The sequence below is a fragment of the Propionibacterium cyclohexanicum genome, from assembly GCF_900111365.1.
Classification (GTDB): Bacteria; Actinomycetota; Actinomycetes; order Propionibacteriales; family Propionibacteriaceae; genus Propionibacterium; species Propionibacterium cyclohexanicum.
In genome coordinates, this window is record NZ_FOGZ01000015.1 from 21941 (window position 1) to 36055 (window position 14115).

A 14115-nucleotide genomic window follows, 5' to 3' on the forward strand; every position below is an offset into this window, starting at 1 on the left:
CCCCCAACGCGTTTGCGGCGACGCCGCTGCGGGACGCGCAGCCCTTCCTCGCGCCAGAGCCGTTGGATCTTCTTGTGGTTCACGACCCACCCCTCGCCGCGGGCATCGTGGTAGGCCCTGCGGTATCCCCACCGCGGGTGCTTCTTCGCATACGCCCGCAGCCAGTCCCGCAACGCCAGGTCCGGGTCGGCTGTCGTCTCGCCCTGGAGCGGGCGACGGTATGCGGACCTGCTCAGCCCGGCCAGACGGCACGCCATTCGTTCGCTCACCCGCAGCTTGCGCTTGAGGTGGTCGACGGCGGCGCGGCGCCTGCCCGGGCCTAGAAGTTTCCCTCAGCCAGCTCCCGCAGGGCAGCCTTCTCGAGCTCTGCCTCGGCGAGCAGCCGCTTGAGCGTGGCGTTCTGCTTCTCGAGCTCCTTCAGCCGCTTCGCGTCGTCGGCCTTCAATCCGCCGTACTGGTTCCGCCACCGGTAGTACGTCTGCTCGGACACTCCGAGCTCTCGACACACCCCGGCGATGTCGCTCCCGCCCGCGAGCATCCTGTCGGCCTGCCCGAGCTTACGGACGACCTGCTCCGGAGTGTGACGCTTCCTGCTGTTCGTCATGATCTGACCAGTCTCCCTGCCCGGACCCCCGGGCAACAGGACGACTCACACAACCACCGGACCTACCAGACGGGGTCAGCCCAGGGCCACCGCGTGGGACGAACAAACACGTGGCCCACGCAGGAAGGTGGACGCGGGCGCAGCTATGGTCTGATGCGATTCTGGACAAGGGCGCGTGCACGCAGACGGTCACGTACCTCTTCGTAGATCGTGTTTGACGTTCGTTCTGCGGTCTCGACGGAAACAACTAACGCATATCGGATTGTGCTACTGGTAGGAAGTCGTTGAGCATCATCCATGCATTCCACGTGTATTGGAAAACTATCTCCTTCGACGAAGGACATCGCCCGGGATCCCTGCACTATCTCGTGCTGAAGACTCCCCCTTCGAACTGCGTTGCGCTCGGCATCCGAACGATCTCCACCTGCAAGCTTCGTATCCGGCGTACTGAAGTAGACCTTCGCACTGCGATATCGAGCCAGCTGACCGACGGTTGGTGCCGCGAACGCGAGGGTGATCGTGAAGCGGTGCCACTCCGCCTTCGCGCGCAGCGAGATTGGCAGAGGAACCTCGTAAGTATGTCGCTCGTTTCGCCCGATATGACCACCAGCGAGCATCACCGCCCGGTTGGTCGCAGCCGTAGCGAGTCGATCCAAATCGAGACGACCATACCCGAGCATGGCGGTCAGCTGACGACGCGCTTCCTGGCCGCTGAGGCCCAAATCATGACGGAGCGTCTCCTCCCAGATTCCCCAGCTGCTTGCATGAGCGAGAAGGGCCCGAGCAAGAAGTGGATGGTACTGCGGGTCCGGCAGCGGGGCATCCTCAGCGTCAGGCTGGTCAGCTTCGAGGATGTCGAAGATTCTGCTGGCTTCGCGGGTCACGAGGGCGGTCGCATTGCTAGTGCCGTGCGTAAACGCCGTGCGGTTGACGGCACCACCAGTTCCTGGAGCCGCTACTTGTTGCCCCGGCCCAGTTGCGCCGGTGCGCGCCAGGGAGATCGACACTCGTTCCTGATTTGGATCGATGACTGGTCGCGTGTAAAGCGCACGGCCACCACTGTGATGCAAGTCGGGCTTGATGGATCGGTCGACACCAGGCCCAACAGCTTCATAGAGAGCTGGAGCATCCGGCCGAGTGATGTCCCACACAGTGTCGGTCGCCTCAACCTCACCGAGTGCATCAGAGTGACTCGCACCGACAGTTAGCGCATTGAGCGCGTCACCGGGCGGCAGGATGCCACGGAGGAGGCCGGAACCGTACACGGCGCGCGTCGCAGCAACACGGGCCGCGGCGACGTCACGCGTGGCCTCGCTGGGAATCGTGAGCTCGTCTACGTGATTCCCCGCACTTACGACAAAAAGAAGGTTGTAAGAGCTTGCGAGCCAGTCCAAAAGCCGTCCAGCCGGACTCATTATTCGTGTCAACGCTCGCGTCTGCGCCCCAATAGACAAGTTGACAACCCGGACGCTCGGCGCTGCGGCAGGTTGATTGCCCTCGCCGACCATCATCCGTCTGATTGCGCGATGAAGCAGATCAGGAAGTAGACGATCCGGGACTACCTGCTCCTGCCCAGCAATGAACTCATGGGGTCGGAGGATTGGTCGGACGTATAGGGGACGGTCAAGAGGTTCCGAACCTTCTGTGATATCACCATGAATGATGAGCGATGCCATCGCTGTTCCGTGGTGACGTGCAGCGACAGGATAAGCTTCGCCCAATCCGTCGGGATCGTCGATCAGGAGACGCCCCTGGAGCGCGACATGGTTTGCAAACGGCAGCCCGTCGAGCAAAGCTACCCGAGGTTTGCCGTCACTCCGCTCGGCGGGTAGCAGGTCGGTCAACGCCTCTGGCTCAAGAGTAGTTGGAGAAACGCTCATCGGCGTGAAGGGGCTCACAAACATGACATCATCACTCGCGAGGAGGCGTATCGCCTCGGCCCCGTTGGCAAGCACATATTGAACCTGCTGGATCGGAAGCTCGACCAATAACGCATGGTATTCAATCTCGACAATTTGTGACCGGTCCACGACACGACCACCACTTGAGGTGACGATGTGTTCGACATGGGCTTCAGCTAACGTCCGCTGTTCAGAGTTCCGACGATGCCACAGCTCGACTTCGACCAGCACAGTGCTGACCGACTGCCCGATCATGCTGACAGTCTCTTCCCACCTCTCAAGAAGGCCAGTCTCTCGGATGCGGTCCTCAGCGCTCCATCGACGGATCGCAGTGAGTTGCTCGAACGCAGCCTTGAACTTTCCGAGACCATACTCGAACGCTGCCGACGGGCCTGCCTGCCACAGTGTGAAGAGACGAAGCAATTCGTCAATAGCCTTTGAGTTCGACATGACAAGGTATAGAGAGTGCGCTACGCGTTTGTCCGTTCGTTCACCAGTACGTTCAACCATGTGAAAGTCGTCGTCAGGAGTGGAGCGGTCGGCGACGAGTTCCGATAGAAACTCCAAACCTTCGACGCGGTTTATCGCGTTTTGAAAATCTTTGACGGTTCCAGCCAAATCGAACACGACAACGAGTGCCGGGTCGATCTCATCGGGCGCTTCGAGGCTCAGCCGAGCACGCTCGCTCGCGAACGCATCTTTGAGGACCTTGAACTGTGGCGTCAGCCGCTCGCCCTGCCGAGCCGCTCCCGGCCTGGACAAGCGCGGAAGGCTTCGTAGCGCCTGCTTTGGTCGAGCACTAGCAACTGGTGGTCCAAACGCCAGGAGCGGCCTACGGTCGGCCGTCACCAGCTCGCCTCTCCCCGGCGATGTTCAAGCCGCTCCTGGACGATTTTCCGAAGATTCACATCTGGAAGTTCCAGCACGGCACGTCTGCGGACATCGAGCGCAAACTCCTCCAGTTCGGCGAAGCTTGCGCCAGCCAACTTGTCCGCCAGAGTCCTTGGAGCAAATCCAAGGTCTCCACCGAAACGATCGGCAAGCCGCTCCAGGAATCTCGTAGCTTGAGATCGACTTGGAGGTTCTAGCTCCGTTCTAATCTGGAACCTCCGCCATGCCGCTCTATCCAACAACTCGCCGTGATTCGTCGCCCCGATGAATATTACATGCGGTGGGAGTCGGTCGATTTGGAGAAGCAATGTGGAAACCACTCGCTTTATCTCGCCAGTTTCATGCTCGTCCGCTCGCTCCTTGGCGATGGTATCCAGCTCATCGAAGAACAGAACACAACGACGAGTGCGTGCGAATTCAAAGGCATTATCGAGGCGTGCGGCCGTTTCGCCAAGGAAACTCGACATCACACCCTCATAGCGAATCACGTAGAACGGCAGCATCAACTCCGTCGCGACCGCTTCCGCAACACTCGTCTTGCCATTGCCTGGAGGGCCAGACAGCAAGAGTCGATTCCGTGGCTCAATGCCGTAACTCCGCAACAACTCTGCGCGCTTCTGTTCTTCAATCAGCTCCGTCACGACCCGGTGTGGGACGGGCGCGAGTTCAAGATCGCTCAGCCGACGGTTGGGGACAACTTCATGCACGAGATCCCTGATGGCGGCCGCCCTGTCATCACGGACAGGGCCCTGCCCCGTCGTGGTGATGAGTTGAGATAAGCGGTCTGCCAGAAGGTGATGCTGGTTGGCACGCTCTTCCGCGATCACCGACTCAACGAGCACCTTAAAACGGTCCCTGTCGCCACGGCGTTCGGCTTCGACGAGATCCAGGAGGAGATCAGCGCGCGGCACCGCTCCACCTCCTTCAGTCGTTGGTCACATCTCATGTACAGTCTACCGGCGTTCGCCTTGGCGACCACGTGCCCGCGCCGACACTCGATCGAGCACTTGCTCGATGTTGCCTTACAGCGACCGCGCGGTGCTTCGTCTTGCTTGCCCCTTGGCCTCATGCGCAGCAGCCGCGGTGGTCGTCGGCGCTGCATCGACCGCTGCGCGTGCCCGCGCGGCGTCGAGCCTCTGTCCGTCGGATGCTGTCATGGTGCCGAGTGGTGTATCGCCGCTGATGTGGTACCGGTCCCGGTAGGCAGCCACCACCCGGGCGGAACCTCGCCAGGTGGTCAGCATCTTTGCGTTCGTGGGCCGAGGTCCCAGCTCCGCGGTCCACGGCGCGGCGCCAGCGAGCGCATTATCGAGGACAGCGTCGGCACGGGCTTCGATGAGGTCGCGGCGTTCGTTGAGGGCCTGTCGCATTTCGTCGCTCATGGTGCCGGTGGCTTCCGGGATGAGCCCGGCGATGAGGCGTGGCGCCTTGCGGGCGCGTCCCGATCCGGCTGGGCGTGCAGTGGCCATGGCGAGACGGTGGTGGAGAACTGCTGCGACGTCGTCTGCATCCTCGAGTCGCCGGGCTCGGACCAATCGCGGTAGGAGGGCATCGACGTTGTGGTGATTGGCTTCTGCGCGGCGAAGTTCTGCGGTGAGCGGTCCGAAGGCGTCGGATGCCAGCGCCTCGGCAGCCTGGGACTCGGTGAGTCCTGAGTGCTGGATGAGGGTGGCCCAGCGGTCGTGTTGGGCGGCTGCGGCGATGGTCTCGTACTCGGCAGCCAGCTGCGCAATCGACCCCCAGGCCTCCTGCTCGGCCGCGATCGTCTCGTGAGCCGATAGTTCTGCACCCGCATGCTGAAGAACGCCGTACAGGACGCTTCGGCCGGTGGCGGCCTGGTTGTCGCCGGGGTGCGGAACATCGTGAGCGGCGTCGGGTTGGTCGACGGCGACGTAGGCGACGTTCGCGTCCCGCCCGCGAGTCATGGCCACGTACAGGTTCTCCCGGGTCATCGCCGAATCGACGAGGACGTGCGCGGTGTCGGTGGTGATGCCTTGCGCCCGGTATGAGGTGACCGCGTACCCGAGTTCCACGTGCTCAGCGACGTAGTCCGCGGGGACGATGACCGTCGCACCCCACTTTGCTCCAGCGCGTTGGAGGGCGATGGAGCCATCGTCACGGACGTCCATCACGTTCCAACGGTCACCGTTGCGCACCCATCCCCGCCCGGCCCGCAGGCGTCGATCGTTGCGTCGGGTGATGACGACATCGCCAGTGGCGGCGCGCGTCCCGTCGTGGAGGTCGACTTCCCTTGGGCCCCGGACGGCCCCATCGAGGATGAGGTCGGTGCGGGCTCGCGTGTTCAAGGCGGTGACCGACTCGTTGGAGTCCGACACCAAGACAGTGGCTTTGCCTGCCAGCAGGTCGGCGCGCCAGGCGGTGTAGGCGGAGTCGATCATCTCCTCGGTCTCTCCATCGTGGATGCGGCCGTGAGCATCGTAGCTGTCGATGACATCGGTGCGTCCATGCCGCAAATCGAGGGATGCTGTCTTCTCCCACGCGTGGGTGAAGCGATGGACGTCCACCAGCTCCGGGGCGTCGCCTCGGTCGTGGACCAGCAGCCCGAATGAACCGCCCGCATCGACAGCCTGGAGCTGCGCGTGGTCGCCGACCAGCAGCACCTTCGCGCCTTCTTCGGCGGCGAGGCGGGTGATGCGATCAAGGGAGAGCGTGCCTGCAAGCGACGCTTCGTCCACGATGACGAGTTGCCCGGCGTTGAACGTGGCGCCCGTGGTCTGGTGGCTCTGCCACCATTTCGCCGTGTTCTCCGTCGCGATCCCCAGATCCTCCGCCAGAACCTGGGCGGCACCCGCCGACGGCGCCAGCCCAACGACGGAGCCCGCACCGTGCTCGGTCTCCCAGGCTCGACGCAAGGCGTTCATCGCAGTGGTCTTCCCAGCACCCGCGGGACCGACCAGCACGTCCAAGACACGGCCAGACACTGCGATCCGTACGAGCGCGTCGGATTGGTCCTCGCCCAGCACGCGTCCATCGGAGTCAGGACGCCTGGCGATGCGTTCCATCGTCCTCAGACCGACTGTCGGGCCGGTGGTGTCATGACTGCGCTCCAAAAGCCGGTCCTCGGCGTCGAGGAGCTGGTGGGAGGAGTAGATAGTGGAGTTCTTCGGCCGGAAGACCGAGGTCGCGTCCGGGCGGCGAAACGCTGCGGGGCTGGAGGCCAGTTCGAACGGCGTCAACCGGAGCGACACCGCTTCGGCGGCGTCCACGACCAGTGCGACGATGGCTTCGCGGTCCTGGGTGGTGGCGAACCGGTAGTCCATGGTCTGGCGGGCTGCTTCGGCGGTGAGATTCCAACGCCGCCACGTTGAGCGCTTCTCGCCGACCGCCGCCACGACATTCTCACCAAGGGCGCGAACAACGTCGAGCGATATGTCGTCGGCCCTCAGCAACAGCGGCTGCTCGTTGGCTACAACCCTGCGTGCCCACCCGGTTGCATCCTGACCCAGCACAGCAGTGGCGCGGTTGCGCCAGGCTGCGGTGAGGTCGGCCAGGGAGTGCACCGTCTTCTCGGGCCGAGTGGAGAGTGTTGCTTGGGCGCGCAACTTCATGATCGTCGCAGCCGACGGACGCCGCCCGTGCCCGGCCACGTACGTGTCGATCAGCCGGTCGGTTACCTCGTCGATATGGCGTGCACGGGTCGAGAACTCCGCAACCAGCTCTTCGGGAACGCCAGTGATCGCCCATGCCGGGTTGCGGTCCCGACCGCGGGCCCGTGCCTCCCACTCAACCCCGAGCATCCGTGTCAGGTGGTCGGCAAAGACGGCCTCGTGCAACTCCGAGAGCGCGACGGTCGCGCCGTGCATCGGGCGACTGTCCAGAGACCTCCACTTGCCATCCAGCACGGTCTGGACCTTGTTGCTGATCACCACGTGCGTATGCAGGTGCGAGTCACCGGCACGGGAGTCGTAGTGGTCGTAGGCGGTGGCGATGACACCGCGAACGTCGACCTGGGCGACCGCGCCGTCGCCTGCGGTCGTGCCGGTGCGGGTGGCGGCGACCTCACGCTCCATGAAGGCGATCATGTCGGCAACGGCGTCATGGTGGGCTTGGGCGATCAGGGATTGCGTGCCTGCGTCAGCGACGGCCCACAGCACGCTGGCGGATTTCGGGATTGAGAACGTGAAGTCGAATCCTGCAACGGCCCTCCGCGTCCCGCGCTCGGCCTCTTCGGCCTCGATTGCAGCGATTGCGCGGGCACGCGCGGCCGGGTCAAGGTGCTGGTCGAGGGTTGCAGTGCGCTCCTCGATACGTTGCGTGACCGTCTTGTAGACCGGATACGCCCGGCCGAGCGGCGCGCCCGTCACGGGGTCGCGGCCCATCCCCACCAAGAGCTGGAGCTGGGCTTCGCTGACTTCGTCGCCCGAGGTGACCTGGCCGGTCCCGAGCGCTGGGAGGCCGCTGCCCATCCACCGGCCAGGAGGAGTGCCCTCCGCGTTGTAGTAGCGGGTCAGTGGCGTCGACAGTGACCGGTTCCCGTCCCCGGCGGCGACGGTGCGCAGGAGGTACTTGTAGCCGTCCCCGGCCGACATCACCCGCATCGAGACCGTCACGCCCGTTCACCTTCCCTGTGTCAGGAAGGAGGTGAACTACCCGGTCCACCGGGGCCTCGATCTGCCAGAGGCGTGGCGGCTCGAATGGAGGCTCAGGAGGTGGGGCTGGCGGCCAACTGTTCGAGGTCTGCGAGGACGCCTTTGAGGACCTGCTGGGCGATCCTGGCTGTCTCGATCCGGGGTGCGAAGCCCTCTTTGAGCTGCTGTCTGGGGTGGATGTAGTTGCGGAAGTTCCGGACTTGGTCGGCGTGCTTGGCGACATCCTCGCTCAGGACACCACACGCCCGCGCGACGGCGATCAACTCCGACAGGCTCCACTGATCCAATGGCTTCGTCTTGCCCTTCAGCATGGGCGCCGCAGGGGACCTGAGGAACTCGGTTCGGTGACCCATCGCAACTTCGGAAAGCAGTCCCTCGACCGTGCTGCCGACGAGAAAGATGACCGCCAACGGCGCGTCGGCGTCCAGTGCTCGGTCGATCTCGCCCATCCTGTCGGCGATGACCTGCCCAGCGGTGAGTTCGGATGGGAGCGCATCAAGGTTGAGGGTGCCAAGGTCCTTGTTGAGGAATGCAACGTCGTCAGCGGAGAGTGCCGGAATGCTGGCTGACTGGAAGACAGCGGTGGCGGTGTCGATCACATCTTGCTCGTAGGCGGTCGGCGTCTTCTCGTCGCGGCGTGCGATGAATCGCCAGTGATCCAGAAGATCCAAGTTGAGCTGTGCGACGACCTCGGAGGGCTCCTTGGCCCAGATCTGGCGGAGCACAGCGGCCTTCGAGCCTTGGTATCTGTCGTAAGGATCGACGCCAATCCACGGCTCTACGAACGAGGCGAAGCTCGCGTTGCTGAAGTCCATGACGTAGCCACTCGGCATCCCGAAGAGGTCTTCGAGCATGGACTTCACCGTGTTGTCGAACGTTGTGTGCGCCATCGGGGTCACTCCTGGTCGATGGCGACGACGGTGTCGTAGAGGCCGTAGTGGCGTAGGCCCTTGTGGGATTCGATGCCGGTGTAGGACAGGGAGGAGTCTTCGTAGCGGCGGAAGGCGAAGACGGCCTGGTTCATGTGGGTGGCGTTGAAGACTCCGAGGTTGACCAGCAGGTTGAAGTCGGCCACGGTCAGGCCGGTGACGGCCTTGAACAGGTCGGGCTCCAGCTTGGTGATGACGTCCTGGAGGGTGTTCTCCCGAAAGTCGGTCAGGTACATGAACGCGGGGATGCGGGTCGCGAACTTGACCAGCTTCTCCTGGATCTGCTTCCGCTTGGACTTGTACTCCTTCTCCTCGTCGGAGAGTTCCTTCTTCTCCTTCGGGGTCAAGTCCTCACCGCGATCCTTCTTGGTGGCCTTGACCTGCTCGGACTTGTTGACCACGGTCTCGAAGATCGCCGACCCGAGGGCCCGGAAGCCTTCGATGTTCATCACGGCGTTCATAGCGTCCTCGTTGCCCATGATCCGGCGCAGCGTGTCGTTGTCGACGTTGACGAGGATCGCGGACTCCCACTTGCGGGCCAGCAGGGTCGCGGACGTTCCGGACATGGCGATGTCGAGGATGCCACCCGCATCGACCTGCGTCATGTTCGACCCGTCATAGGCCAGCACGGGCAGGAACTTCACCAGCTCCTCGACCGCGTGCTCAGGGTTGGGGGCTTCTGGGGACAGGCCGATCCCGTAGTCGGAGATCTGGCGCAGCGCCCGGGTGGGGGCGAAGTCGAAGACGAAACACGCGGGCTTGAGGATCAGCTCCTCACTCGGGTCGTCCCCGTCGGGATTCTTGATCGACCACGGGGACTGGACCCGGAACGCGGCCTGGAAGTACGTCTCGGGAGAGTTGAGGTTGCGCAGCATGAGGATCGACGACCACTGCTTGACCGTCACCCCGGTCGTCAGCTTCCCGCACGACAGGGTGATCGTCTTCGTGTCGTGCCCATCTTTGATCGCCTCACGCACCGGCGGCAGCGCGTCCAGCCCGATGCCAGCGTCGGGGCCTGCAACGGTGAGCACCGTGTAGTCATGCCAGTACACGTTCTGCCGCTCAGCCAGCAGGTTCTCCATGGCCTGGCAGGCGGCGACGGTCGGCAGGAACCAGAACGAGTGCTGAAGGTACGGCAGCAGGCGAGCATCCGAGTACGGGAACGGCGGGCGGGTACCCATCCGCATCGCGTCGAGCTGGGTGGGCATGTGGGCGCCGCGGATGATGTCCAGCCACTTCTGCACATCCGACTTGTGCACGAACTCCGCCATGACGCCGGTACCGGTGGCCTCGAAGAACGCGTTGAGGTCGAACTCGTCGAACTCGCCCTGGCTCGCCACCGAGATCAGCTCATCAGGCATCTGGTAGGTGAACAGTCGCATCTCCGGCAGCGCCCCATACGGATTCCACTCACCCGGATGCTCCGCCGCGTATTGCTGTTTCGCGCGCTGTTCGTCGGTGTAGGTCCAGTTGAAGATCTGCTCCTCAATGAACTCACCCGTCGCCAACGCCTTGAACGGGGTCCCCGACAGATACAGGTAGGCGCGTGTCGTGATGGGCAGGAACTCGTCCTCGTCGTTGCCCAGCTCGTCGAGTTCCTCATCGAACGCGACCAGCCCGTCGTGGTATTCGGCGGCCAGCTCCTTCTTGGCGACCTTCTCGTCCTCGCCCTCGAACAGTTCCTTCGCTGACTCCCGCCACGCACCGAAGTGGTACTCGTCGAAGATCACCAGATCCCACGGTGTGGTGTGGACCCACTCGTTCTTCGCCTTGATCAACCCGGTCTTCTTGTCCCGGCCGAGCAGGTCCTGGAACGACCCGAAGTACACGAGCGGACGCTCCCGGTCCATCTCGTCAGGAGTGCCGCCGGTGGCCTTCGACAGGTACTGCCAGCCATTGAAGTCTGCGTGGGACTCTAAGTCGGTCTGCCAGGCGTCCTCCACGGCGGGCTTGAACGTCAGCACCAGAACCCGACGCGCCCCCAACTTCCTCGCCAGCTGGTATGAGGCGAAGGTCTTGCCGAACCGCATCTTCGCGTTCCACAAGAACCTCGGTACCGCGTCCGCGTCCTCGGCCCAGATCGAGTCGTAGTACTCGGACGTCTTCTCCACAGCCTCGGCCTGTTCCGGGCGCATCGCGAACGTCTCATGGTGCGTGCCCGAAAGCTGGGTGCCGGTGCGCAGCTCCGTGATCGCCGTACGCACATCGTCGGGCGTGCAGCGCATCCACTCCCTGGCCGACCCGAAGACCGGATTCTCGAAGCCCTTGGCCACCAGGCGGCGCCGGACGTCACTGTCGCGGTAGAACGACCCATCCTCACGCTCGGCCGACTCATCGACGTGGAGCGTGTAGGCCTGCTGCATCTGCCCCTGAGACTCACGGATCCGGTCGTTGACATCCGTCTTCGTCGTCTGACCGACCTTGATCAAACCCACATACCCGGCGGGCGGATCGTTCGGGGTCCACGCATAGATTCGCAGCCGCGCCGCAGGCTTGACAGGGAACAGCTCATCGTCAGGCCTACTCATCGGCGTCGTCTGCCTCAATGTCGTCGAACAGGGTGCTGTCGTGCGGCGCGACTTGAGACTCGATGAACTCGATTTCCCCGTCAGTCAGCCCGTAGCGCTGGTAGAGCATCTGGTCAGTCCAGTCGCGGTCGAGCGGGATGTCCGGGACAAAGGCGTAGACGTCGCGAGTGGCGTGCTGTGTGGACTTGCGAAGCGAGACAAGGAATCGTGCGAACCGGGAACTGAGGTACATCGCGTACCTCTTGGCGGCCAGCTCAGTGTCGAACTTGCCTGCAATGAGGTAGGTCTCGGTGCAGGCCGTACCGGGTCCGGCGATGATCGGCTTGGAGAGGAACTTGGTCTCAACGGCGGCGCTCGTGCCCTGAACCGCCGTCATGAGAACTTTCCAGTCGTCCACCCACGACTCGTTGATTGGGAGAGCGGAACGCTCCGTCCATTCAGTTCTCTGGTTCGCAAATAGCCGTACAGGCTCCGACATGCGGGCTGAGGTCTTCTTGCCTTTGAAGTTTGTCGCCAAGCCGAAAGGCTTACGACTTGAGACACGGGCGTCGAGTGTCGGTTCGTGCTTGGCTCGCACTTTGTCGAGGATGGGAACGGCGGCGTTCCATCGGACGAGGACGTCGTAGGCGTCGAGGTAGCGAGCAACGGGTTCGCCGACGGGCTGGCCGTCCCACATGGTTTGGATGGTGCAGGGGCCGTCGTAGTCGCGGTCCCACAGGAAGTAGGAAACTCCGCCGCGGATCTTCACCCCGGGGAAAGCTTCGTAGAGCTTGGGGTAGTCGACGATGTCGTGCATCCGGTGGTCGGCGAGCATGGTCTTGCGGTACTCGTCGAGGCCTTTGCCGCCTGCCATCCAGCGCGAGGGGGTGACGAATACGGCGAATCGTGGGTCAAGGCCGAGGGCCTTCTCGACGAAGTGCTGGTAGATCGGCGCTGCGGAGGTCCCGTATCCGCCGTCGGAGAGCTGGTAGGGCGGGTTGCCGATGATGACGTCGAACTGCATGGTGTCTCCGAACAGCTCGCGGATGCGGGCTTTGATGTCGTCGGTGTGGATGAAGGCGTAGGCGTGCGTCTCCAGCTCGTCGCCGCGCCCGTAGTCGTCCTCGCCAGCCCCGCAGTAGCGGCACTTGCGGCGCGTGTAGACGACCTTCTCGTCTCCGGTGTACGGGTCGGCGCGGTATTCGCGCGTGCCCCCGGTCCAGGTGTGTTCGGTGCGCTGGAACCAGATGTTCCCGTCCTCGCTGTCGAACGATCTGGCGATGGAGTGGGGTCCGTTGGCGTACTTGGAGCAGTACACGGAGCGGCGGGCCAGCAGGGCGGTGAGCTGGGTGATGCCGATGCCGTAGACCTGCCGGGTGAGGATGTGGTCGACCCTCTTGGTCCGGTCAGGGAAGACTCGGGACAGGCCGTCGGTGAGGCGGCGGGTGATCTCGCGCAGGAACACGCCGGACTTCGTGAATGGGTCCAGGAACGTGACGTTCGGGTCGGACCAGATGTCGGCGCCGTCGTGAGCGTCGGCCCACCGCTGAGCGAGGAGGTCGAGCATGGCGTTGGCCAGCTCGGGCGGCGTGAACACTTCGTCGTTGGACAGATTCGCAATGCAAGTCAGCACGTCGGGGTTGTGGCCGCGCAGCGCGAACGGGGCCTGGGTGATACTCATGCGACGGTCACCTGCCCGGCCAGGTCCGTCACCGTCATCGTCGGGTATGTGGTTTGCGGGGCGAAGAGGTCGGCGCCCATGTCGGCGAACAGGGACCCTTCGGCCTCCCATGCGGAGCGCTGGGTCAGCTCGTCGTAGCGGAAGTCGCGGCGCTGGAACTTCCCCTTGCCCAGGTACCCCCATTCGGCGAACGTGATCGGCCCACCACTCGGGGTGGTCATGGTCAGGGCGTCACCCTGGACAATGTTCACAGCAAGGACGGCTCGGGCGGCACGGGCCCAGTCGTCATCCTGGTCGATGCCGAGGAAGGCGTTGAACAGGGTGGCGAGGTTGTCGCGGCATTCCGCGGCGTTGTCGGGCAGGAGTTCGATGCCGTAGGTGCACATCAGGGCGAACAGGGCGTAGTGGCGCTTCTCGAAGTCACTCTTGCCATGCTTGGCGGCCACGGTCAGGAGTTTGCGGGTCAGGACAGGGACGAGGAAGTTCCCCGACCCACACGCCGGTTCGAGGACCCGGGAGTCGATGCGTTCGGATTCTTCCTGGACAAGGTTGAGCATGTCCTCGACCATCCAGGAGGGGGTGAAGACCTCGCCGTGGTCGGCGACGCGCTGCTTGGACTTGACCAGGCGTTCGGTCTCGCTGGCGCTCATCGCCCCTCCTTCCGTTTCGGCTGGGTGCCTGCCTGCTCAGGGTAGGGGCCAGCACCGTCATGTATGTGCGGACTGTCGCTGGCTGCTGCTCCGGTGCGCACCCACTCGTCGACCTCGGTGGCTTGGCACTTCCACAGGCGCCCGATCTTGTGGGCGGGCATGCCCTTGTCGGCGATCCACGCGTAGACGGTGTCTTTGGTGACGCCGAGGTGGGCCGCGATCTCATCTGTGGACAGCCAGGGCTCGCTCACGAGGTGCCTCCTTGGATCGGTAGGGGCAGCACAGCTCCAAACGGGCCCAGTCTAGCGGATCAGACCGTTTCAGATCGGGTTTGAACGGGAA

Annotated in this window: 8 protein-coding genes and 1 pseudogene; all 9 read right to left on the reverse strand. The window is 63.7% G+C overall.

The window, feature by feature from the left end:
- Positions 1-604 (reverse strand): annotated as a pseudogene (locus tag BMX93_RS13315) (IS3-like element ISAar43 family transposase); the annotation flags it as partial.
- A 143-nt stretch (positions 605-747) separates the two neighbouring features.
- Positions 748-3267, reverse strand: coding sequence for a S8 family peptidase (locus tag BMX93_RS08055; RefSeq protein WP_245725795.1), 2520 nt, complete (start codon positions 3265-3267; stop codon positions 748-750).
- A gap of 83 nt (positions 3268-3350) precedes the next feature.
- Positions 3351-4307, reverse strand: coding sequence for an AAA family ATPase (locus BMX93_RS08060; protein ID WP_091969908.1), 957 nt, complete (start codon positions 4305-4307; stop codon positions 3351-3353).
- A gap of 111 nt (positions 4308-4418) precedes the next feature.
- Positions 4419-7967 carry a MobF family relaxase gene (mobF, locus tag BMX93_RS08065; protein WP_245725796.1) on the reverse strand — a complete coding sequence of 1183 codons (3549 nt, stop codon included), beginning with the start codon at positions 7965-7967 and terminating at the stop codon, positions 4419-4421.
- Positions 7968-8059: 92 nt separating this feature from the next.
- Positions 8060-8896 carry a hypothetical protein gene (locus BMX93_RS08070; protein WP_062818750.1) on the reverse strand — a complete coding sequence of 279 codons (837 nt, stop codon included), beginning with the start codon at positions 8894-8896 and terminating at the stop codon, positions 8060-8062.
- Between the two features lie 5 nt (positions 8897-8901).
- The gene (locus tag BMX93_RS08075) at positions 8902-11463 is read right to left on the reverse strand and encodes a DEAD/DEAH box helicase family protein (protein WP_091969910.1); all 2562 of its coding nucleotides are present in this window, start codon (positions 11461-11463) and stop codon (positions 8902-8904) included.
- On the reverse strand, positions 11456-13123 hold the full coding sequence (locus BMX93_RS08080) for an Eco57I restriction-modification methylase domain-containing protein (protein ID WP_091969912.1): 1668 nt from the start codon (positions 13121-13123) through the stop codon (positions 11456-11458). The genes BMX93_RS08075 and BMX93_RS08080 overlap by 8 nt, the downstream gene beginning before the upstream one ends.
- Positions 13120-13773 (reverse strand): N-6 DNA methylase, encoded by a 654-nt coding sequence (locus BMX93_RS08085; protein WP_091969914.1) that lies wholly within the window; start codon positions 13771-13773, stop codon positions 13120-13122. The genes BMX93_RS08080 and BMX93_RS08085 overlap by 4 nt, the downstream gene beginning before the upstream one ends.
- The gene (locus BMX93_RS08090) at positions 13770-14024 is read right to left on the reverse strand and encodes a helix-turn-helix domain-containing protein (protein ID WP_055084159.1); all 255 of its coding nucleotides are present in this window, start codon (positions 14022-14024) and stop codon (positions 13770-13772) included. The genes BMX93_RS08085 and BMX93_RS08090 overlap by 4 nt, the downstream gene beginning before the upstream one ends.
- Positions 14025-14115: the final 91 nt, after the last annotated feature.